The following is a 22,268-nucleotide window of genomic DNA, read 5'->3' on the forward strand; positions in this document are numbered from 1 at the left end:
TCACCGTGAAACGCCGCCGGCACCACACCCAGCAGACGCCGCGACACCCCAACAGGCAGCCGCACCTCCAACTGCCCCGCCGACGACGCCACATCACGAACCACATCCAACGCACGCGACCCCAACAACGGATCAGCAACCCCACAAACCCCACGCCAGAAATCCAGCTCCCCCGACCGGGAACCCGCCTCCTCCACCAGCAGACGCGCCCACCGACGGAACGAAGTCGCCACCCCCGCCAGCTCCACCCCACGCCCCGCCACCAACGCCTCCAACGCGGCACGCACATCCGGCACCAGAACCCGCCACGACACCCCGTCCACCACCAAGTGATGCACCACAAGAAGCAGCACACCCCCAGCCTCCCGGCCACGGTCCAACCACACCCCCTGCACCATCACACCCTCCGCAGGACACAACCTCCCCCGCGCACCACCACGCTCCAACGCCACCAGATCGCGCAGCGCCCCGTCCGACAGACCCCGCACGTCAACCCGACGCACCAGCTCCGCAGCACGCACCGATCCCACAGCCGGCACCGACAACTGCCACACCCGGTCCGCCCCCGACAACGACGCCCGCATCCGCAGCACGTCATGCCGGTCCACCACCGCCTGCACCGCACCCACCACATGCCCCAGCCCCGCACCCACCGGAACCGGCACACCCATCGACTGGAAGAACCCGTCCAGACCACCACCACGCGCACCGAACAACGCCATCACCGGTGTCGCCGGAACCTCACCGACCGCCTCATCCGCAGCCTCGACCTCACCGGCAGCACTCTCGGCGGTCGCGGCCACCACCGCCAGCGCCTCGACCGTGCGCCACCGGAACACATCCCGCGCCGAGAACACCACACCCACACCACGCGCCCGCGCCACCAACTGAATCGCAACGATCGAATCCCCACCCAGATCGAAGAACGACTCATCAACACCCACCGACTCAAGACCCAGCACCCCAGCAAAGACCAGGCACAGTGCCACCTCGACCGGAGTACGCGGGCTGCGACTGCCTTCCCCAGTGGCGAAAACAGGCTCCGGAAGCGCCTTGCGGTCGACTTTGCCGTTCACCGTGAGGGGGAACGCGTCCAGCACCACCACCGCGGCGGGAACCATGTACTCCGGAAGCCGCTCGGCAACGAACTCCCGCAGCACCGATGGATCGGGCCCGTTGCCAAGGTCGGCGGGAACGACATACCCGACCAGCTGCTTGTTCCCTGTCGCCGTCTCGCGGGCGATCACCACGCTCCGCGCGACGTCGGGGTGGGCGGTCAACGCCAGCTCGATCTCACCGAGTTCGATACGGAACCCACGGACCTTGACCTGATCGTCCGCCCGCCCGACATAGACGAGCTCACCCTCGGCATTCCACCGCACCAGATCCCCCGTGCGATACAGACGTTGACCCGCATCGAAAGGACTGGCGACGAAACGCTCAGCCGTCAGCGCCGGCCGACCCACATACCCACGGGCCACACCCGCACCCGCGACATACAACTCACCAACCGCACCCGGCGCCACCAGACGCAACAACCCGTCCAGAACAAACGCCCGCACCCCATCCAACGGCCGCCCCACCGGCACATCCGAAACACCCTCACCCAGCACATCCATCCGATGACACGCCGCGAACGTCGTCACCTCCGTCGGCCCATACCCATTCACCACCACCAGCCCCGGACACACCGCCTGCACCCGACGCACCGCCACCGCCGGCACCACATCCCCACCAGCCCACACCTGCACCACCGACCCGAAACACCCCGGGAACTCCTCAGCCATCACCGAGAACAACCCAGCCGTCAGCCACAACCCCGTGACCCCACTCGACTCAATCAACAACGCCAGCTCACCGGCATCCACCCGCCCCGGCGCAGCCACCACCACCTGACCACCGTTCAACAACGGCACCCACACCTCATACGTCGACGCATCAAACGAATGCGGCGAATGCACCAACACCCGACCATGCGCCCCACCCACAAACGCACCATCACCCGCCAGCGCCACCACATCCCGCTGCCGAACCCCCACACCCTTCGCCACACCCGTCGACCCCGACGTGAACATCACATACGCCAACTGATCCGGATGCACCAGCACGCCCGGGTCCGACACCGGGCCATCGACGGTGGCCGCGACGTCCTCGGCTGTGAGGACCACGGACACACCCGCCTGCGCACACACCCTGTCGCGATGATCAGCAGACCAGTCCGGGAAGAGCGGGACGTAGGCCCCGCCGGCCTTGGCGATACCCAGCTCGGCCACGATGAGCTCGACCGACCGCTCCATCCACACCGCCACCAACGACTCCGCCCCCACCCCCCGACCGATCAGGTCATGAGCAAGCTGATTCGCCCGCGCATCCAATTCGGCATAGGTGAGCCGGGTGTCGGCGTATTCAACGGCGAGGGCGTTCGGGGTGCGGGCTACCTGCACAGCGAACAACTCGGAAATCGAGCCGCCCTCGACACCCGGCGCCGTGCTCTCCCACTTCTCCAGCGTTTCCCGCTCGCCCGGGAGCAACAGTTGCAGCGTGTTGATCTTGATGTCCGGGTCTGCGGTAGCCTCCCGCAGGACCTTGGAGAAGCGGTCTGCGAGACCACGGACGGTCTCCTCGTCAAAGAGGTCCACCGCGTAGACGATTCCGCCGGCCAGTCCGCCGCCGTAGCCGCCGACTTCATCCTGGTCTCGAACCTCTTCAGAAAAGTGGACGGTGAGGTCGAACTTCGCTGCGTCGGTGGTTACTTGTTCGGGTGTGGTGGTGAGTCCGGGGAGTTCGAGGCGGCCGTGCGCGTTGTTCTGCAGGACGAGCATCACCTGGAACAACGCCTGACTCGCAGCCGACCGCTCAACTCCAAGGACATCGACCAGCCGGTCGAACGGAACATCCGCGTGAGCGTGCGCACCCAGATGAACCTCACGCACCCGGTCCAACAACTCCACGAACGACGGATCACCCGACACATCCGTACGCAGCACCACCGTGTTCACGAAGAACCCGACCAGATCATCCAGACCCTCATCGGAACGGCCCGCCACCGCCGCACCCACCGGCAGGTCCTCACCCGCACCCACCCGCGACAACACCACCAGCAACGCCGCATGCAACACCATGAACAACGACACCCCGCGCTCCCGCGCAAGGCACGTCAACCGCTCATGCACCTCAGCACCCACCGCGAACGGCACACTGCCACCCCGACGCGACGCCACCGCAGGCCGCACCCGGTCGAACGGCAGCGCAATCTCCGCCGGAGAACCCTCCAACACCCCACGCCAATAAGCCAGCTGACCCGACACCAGGCTGTCGGGGTCGTCCTCCGAACCCAGCACCTCCCGCTGCCACAACGCGTAATCCGCGTACTGCACCGGCAACGCATCCCAGTCCGGCACCCCACCCGACAACCGCGCCCCATACGCCCGCGACAGATCCCGCAACAACGGCGCCATCGACCAGCCATCCGCCGCAATGTGATGCAGAACCAGCAGCAGAACGTGTTCACCAGCACCCGGTGACAGGCTGAAAAGCCTCGCCCGAACAGGCACGTCCTCCGCAAGATCGAACGGCTGGGACACCGCCGCCGTCAACGCTGCCGAGAGGTCACCGGATGCGACGGTCTCGACCCTCAGCTCGACCGCCGATTCCGACAGCACACGTGAGACCGGCACGCCATCCACCACGTCAATGACCGTGCGCAACGTCTCATGCCGGCCCACCACATCAGCCAGCGCCCCACGCAACGCCACCACATCCAACACACCCGACAACCGCACCGCGACCGGCATGTTGTACGCCGCACCCGACCCATCAAACTGATCCAGGAACCACAACCGCCGCTGCCCATCCGCCAACAGCATCCGCTCGGTACGCGGCGCCGCCGTCAACACAGGACGGACAGCGACCTCACCATCCATGCACCGCACAAGCCCCGCCACAGTCGGCGCATCGAACACCGCCCGCACCGACAACTCCACACCCAAAGCCCGACGGATCCGCGACACCAGACGCGTCGCCAACAGCGAATGACCCCCCAGATCAAAGAAAGAGTCATCCACACCCACAACCTCACGGCCCAACAACCCCGCGAACAGACCGCACAACACCTCCTCACGCACCGACCGCGGCGCCCGATACACCCCACCCACAAAAACCGGCGCCGGCAACGCACCACGATCCAGCTTCCCGTTCGCGTTCAACGGCAGCCCATCCAGCACCACCACCACCGCCGGCACCATGTACTCCGGCAACCGCCCCGCCACAAACCCCCGGAGGGACGAGGGGTCGAGGGCGGCGGCGTCGGTGCCGTCGGGCTCCGCGGGGACTACGTATCCCACCAGCTGGGTGCCGTGTCCGGATCCCTCTCCCTCACGGGCGATCACGACTGCCTCGACGACGGCGGGGTGCGCGGCCAGCGCGGCCTGTACCTCACCGAGCTCGATGCGGATGCCGCGGACCTTGACCTGGTCGTCGGCCCGGCCCGCGTAGGACAGCCGTCCGTCCGCACCCCACCGCGCCAGATCACCCGTGCGGTACAGACGCTCACCCACACCGAACGGGCTCGCCACGAACCGCTCGGCCGTCAGAGCGGGACGGTTGACATAGCCGCGTGCCAGACCGATCCCGGCGACGTAGAGCTCGCCCACGGCACCCGGCGGAACCGAACGCAACCCCGAATCCAGCACATAGACCTGCGTGTTCGCGATCGGCCTGCCGATCGGCAACGCACCCGCGGACACATCCTGCGGAACAATCTCCGTCCACACACTGTCCGCACTCGCCTCGGAGAACCCGTAGGAGTTGAGGAGACGTGCTTGCGGGAAGGCGTGCAGGAACCGTCTGGCGGTCGAGGGCGACAAGGCCTCGCCGCTGCTCGTCCACAGGGCTCGCCCGGCCATCGTGCCGAGCAGATTCTCTTCGAGCAGGGTGTTGAGCAGGCTCGGGACCAGAGTGATCCGGGTGACGCCGTGTCGCTCGACCAGATCAGCGAGATCGTGCGCGGTGCGCATCTGCTCCTGATCGGCGACAACGACAGTGGCACCATGCAGCAGCGGGCCGAGGATCTCACTTGTCGACTCGCCGAATGCCATGGAGGCCTTGGCGCATCCCACTTCCCCGACCTTCCAGGGGAATTGGGCATGGGCCGAGTTGAGCCGGTTCACCATGCCGGCGTGGGTGCCTACGACGCCCTTCGGCAAGCCTGTTGAGCCCGAGGTGTAGAAGACGTAGGCAGGACGGGCGGGCGTCAGCTTTGCGGTGCGTTCCGCGTCGGTGATCTGGTCGGGGGATTTCGCGGCGATCGTGTGCCTGGTGTCGGGGGCGTCGAGGACGACCGTCGGAACGTGAGTGTCGGGCAGCGTTCGAGACACCTCACTCGTAGTGAGGATCAGCACGGGCCGGGAGTCACCGAGCATGAAGGCTCCGCGCTCCGACGGGTAGGCGGGGTCGAGGCCGACATAGGCTCCGCCGGCCTTGGACACGGCCAGCAGAGCGACGACCATGTCCACCGACCGCGGCAGGTACAGCGCTGCGAACTGCTCGGGGCCGACTCCATGGGCGATCAGATGGCGGGCGAGTCGGTTGGCCAGCGCGTCCAGTTCCGCATACGTCAGATGGGTGTCGCCACACACCACCGCCACAGCGTTCGGGGTACGGGCGACCTGCGCGGCGAACAGTTCGGGGAGTGTGGCGGTGGGCACGTCCGTGGCGGTGTCGTTCCAGCTGTTGAGCGTGTCGCGTTCGCCGGGCAGCAGGGGGTCGAGTTGGGCCAGTGTGGTGTGGTCCGGGGTGGTGGTGAGGGTGTGGAGCAGGTGTTGGTAGCGGTGCAGGATCTGTTCTGCCTGCTCTGCGGTGAACGCGGCGGGCTGGTAGTCCAGCCGCAACCGGATGCTCTCGCTGCTGGGGATCACCGCCAGGGCCAGCGGGTAGTGCGTCGCGTCCAGACCGGAGACCACCGTGACGTTGACTTCGGTGTCGCCTTGCGTGTCGGAGACCTTGGCGGACACCCTCGGGTAGTTCTCGTAGACGGTGAGGGTGTCGAACAGCTGCCCCGTACCGGTGAGTTGCTGGATTTCCGTCAGGCCCAGGTGGTGATGGGCCAGCAGACCCGCCTGTTCCTGCTGGACCCGGTCCATCAGGGCGGCGATCGTCTCCGCGGCGTCCAGCCGGACCCTCACCGGAAGGGTGTTGATGAACAGGCCGATCATGTTCTCCACACCCGGCAGCTCCGCCGGACGACCGGAGACCACCGAGCCGAACACCACGTCCTCACGCCCGGTCAGCCCACCGACCAGCACACCCCACATCACCTGCACCAGCGTGTTCAGGGTCACGCCCCAGGACCGGGCCAGCCCCGACAGCTCCGCCACCAGCCCCGCATCCAACTCGGCCCGCAACCGGACCGGAACCTCCGTCCGCGCCTGCACAAAACCCGGCGCCACCAGCGTCGGCTCCTCCACCCCGGCCAACGCCTCACGCCACGCCGACTCCGCCACACCCCGATCCGCACCCGCCAACCACGACAAGTACTCACCGAACGGACGCACCACCGGAAGGACATCAACACCCCGCCGATAGAGCTGGAACAACTCACCGAACAGGACGGGCATCGACCAACCGTCCAACAGGATGTGATGGTTGGTCAGAATTAGCCGGTGCCGGTCGGCTTCGAGCCGCACCAACACCCAACGCAGCAGGGGCGGCCGCAGCAGGTCGAACGGGCGATCACGCTCCAGATCGGCCAGAACGTCGGCCTCCGCCTGCGGATCCGACTGCTTGGACACGTCCACGACACGGAACGGCGTCGTTACCTTGCCGGGTACCACCTGCACCCACTGACCGTCGCCAGTCTGACGGAATCCGGACCGGAGGTTGGCGTGGCGGTCCAGGAGTACCTGCGTCGCGTAATGCAGTCGCTCGGCGTCCAAGGCACCTGTCAGGTCCAGTACGAACTGGGCCGTATACACGTCCGTGCTCTGCTCGTCATAGCCGGCGTGGAAGACCAGTCCCTGCTGCAGGGGTGAGAGGGACAGCACGTCGTCGAGGGTGGTGCCGTCCGCTTCGTGTTCTGTTTCGAGGGCGTCGATGTGGTGCTGGGTCAGGGCAACGAGGGGGAAGTCGGACGGAGTGTGCCCGCCCGCACGGTCCTCGGTGACCGCGTCCGCGATCGCGGTCAGCTCCGCGAACCACGCCAGCGCCAGCTCCTCCACCCGCTCCCGCTCCAGCAACCCGCCCGCCCACGACCACACCGCACGCAGCACCGGACCCTCACCGGCGTCCTCCACCAGCGAGTTCACCTCGACCACATGCGCCAACGGCATATCCGCATCCCGGCCACTGGCAAGACCCAGACCCGGCCCCTCCTCCCCCGACACGAAACGGCCGAGGTAGTTGAAGCCGATCTGAGGCTCCGCACCCGCCAACTCACCAGCCGTCTCCGCGTTGAGATAACGCAGCAGCCCATAACCGATGCCCTTGTCCGGCACCCGCCGCAACTTCTCCTTCACCCGCTTCACCGACGAAACAACATCCCCCTCCCCCGGCTCCAGACACACCGGATACACCGACGTGAACCAACCCACCGTCCGCGTCAGATCAACCCCCGCAAACTCCTCACGCCCATGACCCTCAACATCCACCACCACCGCACCCGCACCCGCACTGCCCGCACCACCCGCACCCGCACCACCCGCACTGCCCGCACCGGCGGTGCGCCAGCGGCGCACCGCCCGCGCCAGACCCGCCAGCAGCACATCGTTGACCTCACCGTGAAACGCCGCCGGCACCACACCCAGCAGACGCCGCGACACCCCAACAGGCAGCCGCACCTCCAACTGCCCCGCCGACGACGCCACATCACGAACCACATCCAACGCACGCGACCCCAACAACGGATCAGCAACCCCACAAACCCCACGCCAGAAATCCAGCTCCCCCGACCGGGAACCCGCCTCCTCCACCAGCAGACGCGCCCACCGACGGAACGAAGTCGCCACCCCCGCCAGCTCCACCCCACGCCCCGCCACCAACGCCTCCAGCGCGGCACGCACATCCGGCACCAGAACCCGCCACGACACCCCGTCCACCACCAAGTGATGCACCACAAGAAGCAGCACACCCCCAGCCTCCCGGCCACGGTCCAACCACACCCCCTGCACCATCACACCCTCCGCAGGACACAACCTCCCCCGCGCACCACCACGCTCCTCAACCACCACCCGGGCCAACGCATCCGCATCCAGACCCGACACATCAACCCGACGCACCAACTCCCCCGCACGCACCTCACCGACCTCGGGAACCGACAAAAGCCACCGGCCCTCAGACGTCAACGACGCCCGCATCCGCAGCACGTCATGCCGCTCCACCACCGCCCGCACCGCACCCACGACATGCCCCAGCCCCGCACCCACCGGAACCGGCACACCCATCGACTGGAAGAACCCGTCCAGACCACCACCACGCGCACCGAACAACGCCATCACCGGTGTCGCCGGAACCTCACCGACCGCCTCACCCGCAGCCTCGACCTCACCGGCAGCACTCTCGGCGGTCGCGGCCACCACCGCCAGCGCCTCGACCGTGCGCCACCGGAACACATCCCGCGCCGAGAACACCACACCCACACCACGCGCCCGCGCCACCAACTGAATCGCAACGATCGAATCCCCACCCAGATCGAAGAACGACTCATCAACACCCACCGACTCAAGACCCAGCACCCCCGCGAAGACCAGGCACAGTGCCTCCTCGACCGGAGTACGGGGGCTGCGACTGCCTTCCCGAGTGGTGAAGACGGGTTGGGGCAGCGCCTTGCGGTCGATCTTGCCGTTCACGGTGAGGGGGAACGCGTCCAGGACCACGACCGCGGCGGGGACCATGTACTCCGGAAGCCGCTCGGCAACGAACTCCCGCAGTCCCTGTCCCTCAACTCCGCCGCCCGGACCAGCGGAAACCACGTAACCGACGAGCTGCCTGCCCCCCGCGGGCAACCGACGGGCGACCACGATCGCCCGGTCGACCCGCGGATGGGCCTCCAGCGCGGTCTCGACCTCACCGAGTTCGATACGGAACCCACGGACCTTGACCTGATCGTCCGCCCGCCCGACATACACCAGCCGGCCTTCACGGTCCCACCGCACCAGATCCCCCGTGCGATACAGACGTTGACCCGCATCGAAGGGACTGGCGACGAAACGCTCAGCCGTCAGCGCCGGCCGGCCGACATACCCACGGGCCACACCCGCACCCGCGACATACAACTCACCAACCGCACCCGGCGCCACCAGACGCAACAACCCATCCAGAACAAACGCCCGCACCCCATCCAACGGCCGCCCCACCGGCACATCCGAAACACCCTCACCCAGCACATCCATCCGATGACACGCCGCGAACGTCGTCACCTCCGTCGGCCCATACCCATTCACCACCACCAGCCCCGGACACACCGCCTGCACCCGACGCACCGCCACCGCCGGCACCACATCCCCACCAGCCCACACCTGCACCACCGACCCGAAACACCCCGGGAACTCCTCAGCCATCACCGAGAACAACCCAGCCGTCAGCCACAACCCCGTGACCCCACTCGACTCAATCAACAACGCCAGCTCACCGGCATCCACCCGCCCCGGCGCAGCCACCACCACCTGACCACCGTTCAACAACGGCACCCACACCTCATACGTCGACGCATCAAACGAATGCGGCGAATGCACCAACACCCGACCATGCGCCCCACCCACAAACGCACCATCACCCGCCAGCGCCACCACATCCCGCTGCCGAACCCCCACACCCTTCGCCACACCCGTCGACCCCGACGTGAACATCACATACGCCAACTGATCGGGGCGAACACTCACGCCCGGGTCCCACACCGGGCCATCCACCGTGGCCGCGACGTCCTCAGCCGTCAGGACCACGGACACACCCGCCTGAACACACACCCTGTCGCGATGATCAGCAGACCAGTCCGGGAACAACGGCACATACGCCCCGCCGGCTTTGGCGATACCCAGCTCGGCCACGATGAGCTCGACCGACCGCTCCATCCACACCGCCACCAACGACTCCGCACCCACCCCCCGACCGATCAGGTCATGAGCAAGCTGATTCGCCCGCGCATCCAACTCCCCATACGTCAGCCGAATGTCCGCGAACTCCACAGCGAGCGCATCCGGAGTACGAGCAACCTGCACGGCAAACAACTCGGAAATCGAGCCGCCCTGCACACCGACCGCTCGACCATGCCAACCACCCAGCAACTCCCGCTCACCAGGCAGCAGAGCATCCAGCTGCCCGAGCGTGGTGTGCGGAGTCTGGACGGCTTCATCGAGTACGCGGAGGAAGCGCTGGTGGAGTTTCTCCACGGTGTTCTGATCGAAGACGTCGGCCGAGTACTCGAAGGAGCCGACCAGTCGGCCCTCCGTCTCGATGGATTCGTCCGTGAGATGGACGGTGAGGTCGAACTTCGCTGCGTCGGTGGTTACTTGTTCGGGTGTGGTGGTGAGTCCGGGGAGTTCGAGGCGGCCGTGCGCGTTGTTCTGCAGGACGAGCATCACCTGGAACAACGCCTGACTCGCAGCCGACCGCTCAACTCCAAGGACATCGACCAGCCGGTCGAACGGAACATCCGCGTGAGCGTGCGCACCCAGATGAACCTCACGCACCCGGTCCAACAACTCCACGAACGACGGATCACCCGACACATCCGTACGCAGCACCACCGTGTTCACGAAGAACCCGACCAGATCATCCAGACCCTCATCGGAACGGCCCGCCACCGCCGCACCCACCGGCAGGTCCTCACCCGCACCCACCCGCGACAACACCACCAGCAACGCCGCATGCAACACCATGAACAGCGACACCCCGCGCTCCCGCGCAAGGTCCATCACCTGCCGGTACAACTCCGGGTCCACCGCGAACGGCACACTGCCACCCCGACGCGACGCCACCGCAGACCGCACCCGGTCGAACGGCAGCGCAATCTCCGCCGGAGAACCCTCCAACACCCCACGCCAGTAAGCCAGCTGACCCGACACCAGGCTGTCGGGGTCGTCCTCCGAACCCAGCACCTCCCGCTGCCACAACGCGTAGTCCGCGTACTGCACCGGCAACGCATCCCAGTCCGGCACCCCACCCGACAACCGCGCCCCATACGCCCGCGACAGATCCCGCAACAACGGCGCCATCGACCAGCCATCCGCCGCAATGTGATGCAGAACCAGCAGCAGAACGTGTTCACCAGCACCCGGTGACAGGCTGAAAAGCCTCGCCCGAACAGGCACGTCCTCCGCAAGATCGAACGGCTGGGACGCCGCCGCCGTCAACGCTGCCGAGAGGTCACCGGATGCGACGGTCTCGACCCTCAGCTCGACTGCCGATTCCGACAGCACACGTGAGACCGGCACGCCATCCACCACGTCAATGACCGTGCGCAACGTCTCATGCCGGCCCACCACATCAGCCAGCGCCCCACGCAACGCCACCACATCCAACACACCCGACAACCGCACCGCGACCGGCATGTTGTACGCCGCACCCGACCCATCGAACTGATCCAGGAACCACAACCGCCGCTGCCCATCCGCCAACGGAACCGGACCAGAACGCTCCACCGCCGTCAACACGGGACGGACAGCGACCTCACCATCCATGCACCGCACAAGCCCCGCCACAGTCGGCGCATCGAACACCGCCCGCACCGACAACTCCACACCCAAAGCCCGACGGATCCGCGACACCAGACGCGTCGCCAACAGCGAATGACCCCCCAGATCAAAGAAAGAGTCATCCACACCCACAACCTCACGGCCCAACAACCCCGCGAACAGACCGCACAACACCTCCTCACGCACCGACCGCGGCGCCCGATACACCCCACCCACAAAAACCGGCGCCGGCAACGCACCACGATCCAGCTTCCCGTTCGCGTTCAACGGCAGCCCATCCAGCACCACCACCACCGCCGGCACCATGTACTCCGGCAACCGCCCCGCCACAAACCCCCGGAGCTCGACGGCTTCCGGTGTGCCGGTCGTGTTCGCCACCACGTAGCCGACGAGACGCTTCTCTCCGTTGTCGTCGCCGCGGGCGATGACAACGGCCTGGGACACCGCGGGGTGCGCGGCCAGCGCGGCCTGTACCTCACCGAGCTCGATACGGAAGCCGCGTACCTTGACCTGGTCGTCGGCCCGGCCCGCGTAGGACAGCCGTCCGTCCGCACCCCACCGCGCCAGATCACCCGTGCGGTACAGACGCTCACCCACACCGAACGGGCTCGCCACGAACCGTCCGGCCGTCAGAGCGGGGCGACCGAGGTAGCCGCGCGTGATACCGGTGCCGGCGACGTAGAGCTCGCCGACGGCACCCGGCGGAACCGAACGCAACCCCGAATCCAGCACATAAACCTGCGTGTTCGCAATCGGCCTGCCGATCGGCAACGCACCCGCGGACACATCCTGCGGAACAATCTCCGTCCACACACTGTCCGCACTCGCCTCGGACGAGCCGTAGAAGTTGAGGAGACGGGCCTCGGGGAGCACGGAGTGGAAGCGCTCAGCGACGGCAGTGGGCAAGGCCTCCCCGCTGGTGATCCAAGTGGCGCGGCCTGCCGCGGGGCCGAGGAGGTCGCCTTCCAGCATCTCGGCGAGCAGGCTGGGGACCATGGTCATGCGCCGGACGTCATGGCGCTCGATCAGTTTGGCGAGTTCCGGGGCGCTGCGCGCCTGTTCCTGGTCGGCGACGATGACGCGGCCGCCGTGCAGGAGCGGTTCGAGGATCTCGCTCGTTCCGTCGAGGAAGCTGAGGGAGGTCTTCGCGCAGACGGTGTCCCCGGGCTGCCAGGGAAAGCGGGAATGGAACCACATGAAGCGGTTCCCCATGCCGGCGTGGGTCTCGATGACGCCCTTGGGCTCGCCGGTGGAGCCGGAGGTGTAGATGACCAGGGCGGGGCTGGTGCCGAGGACGGCGGTCGGGCCGTCGGGGGACGTGTCCGGCTCGCCGCTGAGCGTGTTCCTCACGTCGGGGGCGTCGAGCTCGATCGTGGGAACTCCGGTGTCGGGCAGTGCGTCGGCTGCCTTCTCGGTGGTGAGGATGAGACGCGGGCGGGCATCGCCGAGCATGTAGGCGACGCGGTCGGCCGGGTACGCCGGGTCTACGGGGATGTAGGCGGCTCCGGCCTTCAGGACCGCGAGAAGGGCGATCACCATGTCGGCCGACCGTGGCAGATAGAGCGCCACGAAGTCCTCGGTGCCGATCCCTTGAGCCATGAGGTGGTGGGCGAGCTGGTTGGCCCGCGCGTCCAACTGGGCGTATGTCAGGTGTACGTCGGCGCATTCCAGGGCCGGTGCGTGCGGTGTGCGGAGCACCTGGGCGGCGAACAGTTCCGGCAGGGTGCCGGCCGGTTGGGGCGCTGCCGTGTCGTTCCACTCCCGCAGGGCCTCATGTTCTCGGGGCAGCAGGATGTCCAGGTCCCCGATGGGAGCGTGGGCGTCCGCTTCCGCGAGGGCTGTGAGGTAGGAGACGAGGCGGGTGTTGTGGGCGTCGAGTTCCTCGACGGTGTAGAGGGCCTGGTTCGCCTTGAGTTCGATCTGCCAGCCGTCGCTGTCGGCGCGGTCGAGGAACTGGAAAGCGAGGTCTTGGGTGGGGCCGATGCCGTGGTAGGTGCCGCTGGCCGGGGCGGTGCCGAAGCGGAGGTCGTAGTCGAAGTTCATGACGTTGACGACCGGGCCCTCCAGCTGCTGCCGGGTGCCGACCAGGTTGAGGTCTCGACTGAGGTCTTCGTACCGGTACATCTGGTGGCGCAGCACGCGGCCGGTCTCTTCGGCGACGTACTGGAGGAAGCCCTCCAGTGTGGCGTCGGGGAGAATCTTGATGCGTAGGGGGACGACGTTGGAGGCGACGCCGGGGACGCTGCGAGCGACGGTGGTGCGCGCGGCGACCGGAAGGCCGAGGACAAGCTCCTGGACACCGGTCAAGCGGTGCAGGTAGGCGGCGGTCGCGGCGATGGCCAGCGTGGAGCCTCGCACTCCGGTGCGCTCGGCGAGCGTTCTCAGCCGGGTGGAGGCAGTGGTGGGGAGTTCGACGGAGCGGCGCAACAGGCGGTGGGGCAGGTGGGGCAGGCCGGTGGTCAGACGGGCGGCTTCAGGGGCGCCTGCCAGGTAGTTGCGCCAGAACTCGGCGTCGTGCGTGTAGGTGTCGGAGGCACGGTAGGCGACGTGTTCCCGCAGCAGGACGTGCAGCGGGTCGAAGGGGCTGTCGCCGGGGGCTTCGCCGGCGTGGAGCCGGGTGTAGACCTCGGCGAGTCTGCGTGCCGTCAGCCCCATGCTCCATCCGTCGATGGCCAGGTGATGGAAGCGGTGGCTGGAGAGGTAGTGGTCGTCTGCCAGTTTCAGCAGTTCGGGGGTGAACAGAGGTTCGCCCGTGGGGTCGATGGCTGTCGTGAATGCTGCGGTGAGATGCTCCTGTGCGGCTGCCTGGGGGTCTGGCTCAGCACTGAGGTCGACCACTTCGATGGGAACGGAGTCGGGGTCGAGGATGTGCTGGAACACCTCGTCGCCGTCGACCGCAATGCGGATGCGCAGTGTCTCTGCCTCGTGGACGACCTGGCGCATGGCCGCGGTGTACAGGGCGGGGTCGATCGTGCCGCGGATTTCCAGTACTTCGCCGACGGTCAGTACGGGGTTCGTCGGGTCGAGCTGGTGCAGGAGCCAGAGTCCGTGCTGTGGAGCGGTCAGTGACACACGATTGCGGGCAGACATAACTCGGCACTCCCCCAGCGCTACAGAACTCAGACAGGTGGCTGATCGGGCCCGGTGACAGGGCGGATCGTGATTTCGATCGAAGGACATGGCGGATCCGGACGCCTTTGGGCACGAGATCCGATTGCGCGAGGGTGCTTACAGCACGTTCTCGAGGTGTCGTTGCAGCGCCCGGTCGCCATAGGGGTCGTCGAGCGCGGCGGCTGCGTGTCGGCCGAAAAGGAGAGTCTCGTCCGCGTGCCGTTCGGCGATGGGGCAGGTGACGGTCGTCAGATTCACGTAGGAACGCCAGGTGACGTTTCCTGACACGCTGGTTCCGCCCCAGGTTCCGCTGGAGAGCGTGGCGGTGAAGGGCACTCCGCTGGTGAAACTGCCGCTGTTGGTCATGGTGGACTGGTTGACGACGATCCGGCAGGTGGGAATGCGGTCCGCGAGCTGGTCCACACGTTCCGGACTGCGGGTGTGTATTCCTGCGCTGTGCCCGCGTCCGCAATTTTCGAGGATGTCGTGGACGCGTTCGACGGCCGTTTCGAAGTGGTCATAGGTCAGCAGGGTGAGCACGGGCGCGAGTTTCTCGTTGAGAACCGGGCTGTCGGGGGCTTCACCGTCCCCGTCCAGGACGAGTGTGGTGGTTGTGCCGGGCGTGGTGAGGGTGATGCCGGCCGCCAGGGCGATCGCGTCGGCCGACCTGCCGATCAAGTCTCGGTCGAGGGTGCGTCCATCGGGCCACAGTGCCTTGCGTACGCGCTCGGTCTCGTCCTTCGTGCACACGTGACCGTGGGAGCGCAGGAGTTCGGCGCGGAACTCGGAGGCGACCGAGTGCTGTACGAAGACGTTGCTCTCCGAGGAGCACGAGGTGCCGTTGTTGTAGCCGGCCCCGGTCAGGATGCTTCGGGCGGCGGCTATGACGTCGCAGGTCTCGTCGACGACGACGGTCGAGTTGCCGACGCCGGCTCCAACGGCGGGCGTTCCGCTGGCGTAGGCGCGGCGGACGGTACCAGGTCCCCCCACGGCGACGACCAGGTCTGCGGCCGCCATCAGCTCTTCGGCGGCCTCGCGGCCGCTGACGTCGAGGCACTGGACGAGGTCGGCAGGGGCACCGACGTCCGCGAGGGCTTCGCGGATGACGTCGATGGTCTCCATCGCCGTCGCGCGGGCCCGGGGGTTGGGGGTGAAGACGACCGCGTTGCGCGTCTTCAGCATGGGCAGCGTGTTGCACACGATGCCCGGGCTGGGGGCGGTCGCGGGGCTGGCCGCGGCGATCACGCCTACCGGCTTGGCGATCTTGCGCAGGCCCAGATCGGGATGGTCCTCGACCGTCCCGACCGTCGTCTGGCCGTGGAGTTCGAAGAGCTGCCCCAGTACGCGCTTGCGCTGCAGTTCGTAGAGGTGTTCCGGGTGCCCCAAGCCGGTTTCGGTGTGGGAAAGGGTGGCGAGGCGACGGGCGTTGTCCTCGCGGTAGCAGCGCGAGGCGACGGCTGCCACCACGTCGTCAACGCGGTCCTGCGGCCAGCCTTCCGTGAGGGCCTGTGCCGCTCGCGCCCGCCGTACGGCGTCATGCACGGCTCTTTGTATGGACGGTGTAGTCACGCTGCACTCCCGGCTCGTGTTGGGGACGGAGCCTCGTGGGCGCGGCCATGCTCCGCAACGAAAGAGACTTCCGGGTCGGCTTTTTAGCCGATCGATATCGGCGTCTGCGGTTTCTCTTGTACTCCGCTGTGCACCGGAATTGATGATGCATTTGATTCACCGATGGCCCGGCATGCGCCTGGCCGAACACCAGAAAACAAGGCGCCAGAGTTCTTGGCAATAGCGGACAGCCCGTCGGGGGCCAGATCCCTGCCGAGTGCGCCAAGTGGCTGTGTCCTGGCAACGGGACACGGCTACTTCCACGTCACCTACCTGCGACTTCGGCGGAGGGGATTCAGTCCGTGCGCAGGCGGGGCGCCAGACAGTCGGCGACACCGGCCACCGAAGGGGCCCCAAGAAATTCTTGCATCGTCGGCCCAACTCCTTGCGTATCCTGAATTCTCTTTACCAGACGGACGGCGAGAAGCGGGTTGCCCCCGAGGTCGAAGAAGTCGTCGTCGATGCCGATCGGGGCGCGGTGCAGCGTTTCTGCGAACAACACTGCCAAGTCGCGTTCCAGTGAGGTCTCGGGCACCTGACGCTTCGTAACTTTATGTCCGGGTTCGGGGAGCTGGGAGCGATCCAGTTTGCCATTGGGGGTGAGTGGAAGACGGTCCAGCATGACGAACGCGGACGGAATCATGTGGGCCGGCAGGCGATCGGCCACATAGCGTCGCAGGCGCCGAGCTCTCAGCGCGTCCGTGTCTCCGGCCGCCGGATCGGCCCCCGGGACAAGGTAGGCCACGATCCGCGTGTGGTCGGGGCGCCCACCCGGCTGTACTGCGACAGCCACTTGAGCGATGCCCGGGTGAGTACCAAGGACCGCTTCGATCTCGCCGAGCTCGACGCGCATGCCGCGAACCTTCAGCTGGGTGTCCACCCGCCCCTGGTGCTCCAGTTCGCCCTCACTGTTCCAGCGGGCCAGGTCTCCGGTGCGGTACATGCGCTCGCCCGGCGCACCGAAGGGGTCCGCCACGAAGCGGTCGGCGGTCAACCCAGGTCTGGCGTGGTAGCCGCGTGCCACGGTTCCCCCCACGTACAACTCGCCTGTGACGGTGCGCGGAACCGGCAGGAGGCCCGGGCCCAGTACGTAGGTGCGCATATTGCCCAACGGCCTTCCGATCGGGACACCGCCGACGCCGCCCCCCTGCCTGGCGACCGTGTGCGTGGTGGCGTAGAAGCTCTCGGTCTGCCCATAGGCATTGATCAAGCGGGCGTCGGGGAGTTCCGCACGGACCCGGCGGACCAGGTCGGCCGGAAGCTGCTCGCCCGCGCAGATCACTGTGCGCGCCTTGAGAGCGTGGGAGACCTGATCGAGTACTTCGGCGAACGCGGAGGGCACAGTGTGCAGGACATCGCCCGTCCAGCCGCCCCGCTCCCCCACGACCAGCACGTCGCGGACGACGTCGATCCTGGCCCCGGTGCTGAGCGCCGTGAAGATCTCGAACACGGAGACGTCGAAGTTGACCGAGGTCCCGGCCAGCATGACCGCTCCGGGCTCCATGCCTACCAGCGGCGCCAGTTGGGATACTCCGTTGACCACGTTGCCGTGCGTGATGGCGACGCCCTTCGGCGTTCCGGTCGAGCCCGATGTGTACATCACATAGGCGAGGTTCTGCGGCCGGGGGCCGGGTGGCAGTGACGGGGTTTCGAGTTCGTCGCTGGGGTCCTGGGCCGCGGCGGACTCGACATGGCAGTGGGGCAGATCCTGGGCCGGCAGGGTGGGGGCGGTCTCCCGGTCGGTGAGGACGAGGCACGGCTCGGCATCGGTGAGCATGAAGGAGAGCCGCCCGCTCGGGTAGCGCGGATCGATGGGCAGATATGCGGCGCCGGATTTCAGGACGGCGAGCAGGGCGACCACGAGATCGGCGGTACGGGCGACGGCGAGTGCCACGACGGTCTCAGGCCGTGCGCCCGCGCGCCACAACCGCCGGGCGAGCCGGGACGACCGGTCATCGAGCTCGCGATAGGTCAGGGAGGTGGTTGCGTCCGTCACGGCGATCGCCTCGGGAGTGACACGTACCTGGCGCTGTACGAGCTCAGGGACGCTCAGCGGGGATACCGCCGTCCGGACTCCTGACGAGTGGACGAGCAACCCCTTCCGCTCCTGCTCGTCGAGCATGTCGATACGGCCCACTCGGCCACCGGGGTCCGCTGCCACGGCCCGGAGGATGGCTGTGAAACCGCCGGCCATGACCGCGAGCGTCGACCGGTCGAAGAGGTCGCGAGCGTAGGTGATGCGGACTTCCATGCCGTCGTGGGCGTCGGCCGGCCCGGCCCGCAGGCTGACGCGGAGGTCGTGCAGGGCATGTTGCGGCGCGGGCCGCTCCACCACTGTCGTCAGACCAGGCAGGCGCACGATCGGCGACGGCGTGCCCTCCGTCCCCTCGAACAGGATCTGCAAGAGCGGGTGGTCCGCCGCTGCACGGTAGGACACGGACTCGGAGACAAGGTGGGCGAAGGGGACGTCTGGATGCTCGGATGCCGCTCGCTCCCGTGCCGCGAGCCGGTCGACCAGTTCGAGGAATGAAGGGTTCCCGCTCAGGTCAGCGCGGAGCACCGTCAGATCGTGGAAGGGGCCTATCGCGCGCGTCCGGGGTTTGGGTGTCGTCATGACGATGTCCGTGCCCGTGCCCAACTGGTGCAGCAGCACCGCCAGAGCCGCTCGCACCAGGCAGTCGAGCGGAACACCCTTACTCCGCGCCAGTCGCCTCAGATCCCTGAGGAGATCGGCTTCCAACGGAAAGGACAGCGTGCCGGCCTGTCCGCTGGGCTTGGGCGGCCGCGGCCGGTCCGCCGGCAGCGACATCGGTGCGCGCAGCCCTGCCAGTTCCGTCCGCCAGTGCGCGAGCTGCCGTGCGGCCTCGGTTCCTGGCCGCGCCGAGTCCGCCAGAAAGGTCCGCTCGGCGGCGACGTGCCGGGTGCGGTCGAACGCAGCGTCCTCCCACTGGGGCACCCGGCCCTGAAGACGGGCGTCATAGGCAGAGCAGAGCTCGCCGAGCAGACGATTCAAGGAGGGTTCGTCCACCGCTATGTGATGGGCCGTCAATATCAACGTGCAGGAGGCGGTACCCGATCGCAACAGCGCGGCACGCAGAGGCAGTTCGCAGGCGAGATCGAAGGACTGACGTGCCGCGGCGATCAAGGCCGACGTGACCTCGGGCTCGGTCACGTCCACGACCGGCAGGCTCAGGACAGCACGCTCGGCCGCCACGGGCCGCGGCCGGGGCAGGCCGTCGGGCCCCTCGGGGAACAGGGTGCGCAGCGCCTCGTGCCGGGCGACAAGATCGCGCAGCGCTGTTTCCAGAACGTCGGTGTCGAGGCCGCCCGTCATCCGCAGGCCCACCGCAGTAGCCACTGCCGACGGCTTCTCACCGTATCGGTGAATGAACCACAATCGGCGCTGCGCAATGGACGCTGAGAACATGCGCGTCCCCCCGTTCATTCCACTCGTCTGAGTAAGCTTGTGAGAATCTGGCCGAATTTTCCGTACCGACCGTCCACGGTTGTATCACGCCCAATAGATTCATCGCCGTGCTGAACCAGCGCTACAAGAACGTCCTGTCGACAGGACAGCTCGACGCGAATGGTCGCCGATCAGGCACCGTTGGTACGGTGTGCTCTCCGGTGGCATTGGTTCGCACAGATCGCCACTCCTCGAAGAGGCCCTTCCCGAAATGCCATCAGGTCCAGCACCATGCTTTCGGATGCAGTATCCGCAAGCAACTCAGGTGAGCGAGGGGACTATTCATGCTGCCCAATATAGAAGTCGACACCGAAGTCTGCGTGGGGGCCGGCCAGTGCGTACTGGCCGCGCCGGGTGTATTCGATCAACGCGTCGAGGACGGAATCGTCCGGGTCGTGCAGAAGAGGCCGCCGAACGAAGAGCAGAGCGCTGTCCAGGAGGCCGTCCACCTGTGCCCGTCCGGCGCGATCACGTTCCGCTGACACAGCAGCGGGACCACAGCACGTCCCGCCGCGACGAAGCAACGAAAGGGGAGGGGAACGGTGCGACCGATGCGCGAAGAGGGGTGGGAGCAGGGCGGCCCCAAGGATTTGGTAAGCCGGTTCAATGCCTCCGTCAGCGCCTGGCCGGAGCGTATTGCCCTGTCCGAGGAGGAGAAGCGGTTCACCTACGCGGAGCTGGACACCTGGTCCGACTCCGTCGCGGGTCTCCTTCGCGCCCGCGGGGTGGCGCCGGGCTATCGGGTCGTGCTGCGCATGTCCCCGGGGGCAGCCTCCGTCGCGACCGTTCTCGGCATTCTCAAGTGCGGCGCCTCCTACGTGCCGCTCGACGTCCGCCACCCGGTGGCCCGCCGGGAGTTCATCGCGCGGGACAGCGCGGCGCGTGCGCTCGTGGGCTCGTGGGGCGAGGCGCTTCCCCCACGCCACATCGGCGCCCTCGTCACCGAAGAGGAGGTGGTCGCCGCCTGCCGGACCGGTGACACGGCAGGCCCGGCCGGACCAGGTCCAAGCGACGATGACACGGCCTACGTCATCTACACCTCGGGGACAACGGGCGAACCCAAGGGAGTTCCCGTACGGCACCACCATGTGCAGGCGCTTCTCGACGGCGCCGCCAGCGTCTTCGACTTCACCACCGACGACCGGTGGCTGTTGTTCCATTCGATCGCCTTCGACTTCTCCGTCTGGGAGATGTGGGGCGCGCTGGGCACGGGCGCGGAGCTGGTCGTGTTGCCGCAGTGGGCTGCGCGGTCCCCGGACAAAAGCCTGCGTCTGATCGCTGAGCGCGGCATCACGGTACTCAACCAGACGCCCACAGCTTTCGCGGCGCTGGCCGATGCGGCGGCCCGCTCCGGGACGGCTCTGCCCCAGCTTCGCTATGTCATTTTCGGAGGAGAGAAGCTGTCTCCGCCTTCGCTGCGCTCCTGGGCCAAGCAGTACGGAATGGCCCGCCCGCGGCTGGTCAACGGGTACGGGATCACCGAGACCACCGTCTTCACGACGTTCCACGAGGTCACCGAGGACGACCTGGCCGGCGACACGTCGATCATCGGGGATCCGCTACCGGGGTTTCGTATCCGAGTGGTCGACGAGCAGGGCCACGAGGTACTCGCGGGTGAGAAGGGCGAACTCTGGCTGGCCGGACCGCAGGTCACCGACGGCTATCTGAACCGGCCTGAACTCACCGCCGAGAAGTTCCCGGCCGCGGCCGACCCCGTGACGGGCGAAACGCTGCGCTACTACCGCTCCGGCGACCTAGTCAGTCGTGCACAGGACGGCGGCCTTGTCTACGACGGACGGGCTGACCTGCAGGTCAAGCTCCGCGGTTACCGCATCGAGTTGAGTGATGTCGAAGCAGCCGTGCGACGACATGCGGCAGTCCTGGACGCGGTCGTCACCCTCCACGAGTTCAAGGCCTCGGACACTCGTCTGGTCTGTGCCTACGTCACCGGCGACGACACTCCCGCCCTCGAACCGCAGCAGATACGGCAGCACATGAAGTCCTTGCTCCCGTCCTATATGCACCCTGCGCGTTATCTGCGACTGGCGGAATTGCCGCGCACGGTCAACGGAAAGGTGGATCGAGCCGCAATCGCTCGGTCATGGAAAGAGGAGACACAACACAGATGAGCCACATGGCATCACGGGACGTACATGACCCCGTAGCGGTAGAGCGCATGGTCGTCGAATGGGCAGCGCAAATCCTCGAGGAGCCCGCGTCCGCGCAGGACAACTTCCTCGATCTCGGCGGCCATTCAATGCTCGCCGCTGAGCTCAACCAACGCGTCTTCGACACGTTCGGAGCAGAGCTCGACCTGCAACTGCTCTTCGAGAAGAGCATCGGTGAAGCGGCGGGCAGCATAGTAAGCCACCTCAACTCCACTACGCAGAACGGCTGAC

General features: G+C 67.1%; 6 protein-coding genes (1 of these 6 cut by a window edge). 3 read left to right on the forward strand and 3 right to left on the reverse strand.

Annotated features, from left to right (window positions below; all coding sequences use genetic code 11):
* From OG588_RS14275 to OG588_RS14285, 3 genes are all read right to left on the reverse strand, one after another.
* Positions 1-14,774 carry the 5' portion of an amino acid adenylation domain-containing protein gene (locus tag OG588_RS14275; protein WP_405947604.1) on the reverse strand. The gene continues 3,775 nt to the left of window position 1, outside the view, so 14,774 of the gene's 18,549 nt are visible here — the first part of the coding sequence; it begins with the start codon at positions 14,772-14,774; its stop codon lies beyond the left edge, outside the window.
* A 138-nt stretch (positions 14,775-14,912) separates the two neighbouring features.
* Positions 14,913-16,364, reverse strand: a complete 1,452-nt coding sequence (locus tag OG588_RS14280; RefSeq protein WP_405947605.1) for an aldehyde dehydrogenase family protein — start codon at positions 16,362-16,364, stop codon at positions 14,913-14,915.
* A 334-nt stretch (positions 16,365-16,698) separates the two neighbouring features.
* Positions 16,699-19,848 (reverse strand): non-ribosomal peptide synthetase, encoded by a 3,150-nt coding sequence (locus OG588_RS14285; protein WP_405947606.1) that lies wholly within the window; start codon positions 19,846-19,848, stop codon positions 16,699-16,701.
* Positions 19,849-20,153: 305 nt separating this feature from the next.
* Here OG588_RS14285 and OG588_RS14290 point away from each other — a divergent pair, with 305 nt between their 5' ends.
* The 3 genes from OG588_RS14290 to OG588_RS14300 all read left to right on the forward strand — a co-directional run bounded on the left by OG588_RS14290 (position 20,154) and on the right by OG588_RS14300 (position 22,267).
* A complete protein-coding gene (locus tag OG588_RS14290; protein WP_405947607.1) occupies positions 20,154-20,351 on the forward strand; it encodes a ferredoxin in 198 nt (65 codons plus the stop codon).
* Between the two features lie 69 nt (positions 20,352-20,420).
* On the forward strand, positions 20,421-21,998 hold the full coding sequence (locus OG588_RS14295) for an amino acid adenylation domain-containing protein (protein WP_405947608.1): 1,578 nt from the start codon (positions 20,421-20,423) through the stop codon (positions 21,996-21,998).
* The gene (locus tag OG588_RS14300; RefSeq protein ID WP_405947609.1) at positions 21,995-22,267 is read left to right on the forward strand and encodes a phosphopantetheine-binding protein; all 273 of its coding nucleotides are present in this window, start codon (positions 21,995-21,997) and stop codon (positions 22,265-22,267) included. The genes OG588_RS14295 and OG588_RS14300 overlap by 4 nt, the downstream gene beginning before the upstream one ends.
* Position 22,268 lies beyond the last annotated feature (1 nt).

The organism is Streptomyces prunicolor (genome assembly GCF_045162825.1).
GTDB lineage: Bacteria > Actinomycetota > Actinomycetes > Streptomycetales > Streptomycetaceae > Streptomyces > Streptomyces prunicolor.

What these genes read in the sequence shown, in the direction of transcription:
- OG588_RS14295 (WP_405947608.1), top strand. Translation starts at nt 20,421, where the DNA reads ATGCGCGAAGAGGGGTGGGAGCAGGGCGGCCCCAAGGATTTGGTAAGC.
- OG588_RS14285 (WP_405947606.1), bottom strand. Translation starts at nt 19,848, where the DNA reads ATGAACGGGGGGACGCGCATGTTCTCAGCGTCCATTGCGCAGCGCCGA.
- OG588_RS14290 (WP_405947607.1), top strand. Translation starts at nt 20,154, where the DNA reads ATGCTGCCCAATATAGAAGTCGACACCGAAGTCTGCGTGGGGGCCGGC.
- OG588_RS14300 (WP_405947609.1), top strand. Translation starts at nt 21,995, where the DNA reads ATGAGCCACATGGCATCACGGGACGTACATGACCCCGTAGCGGTAGAG.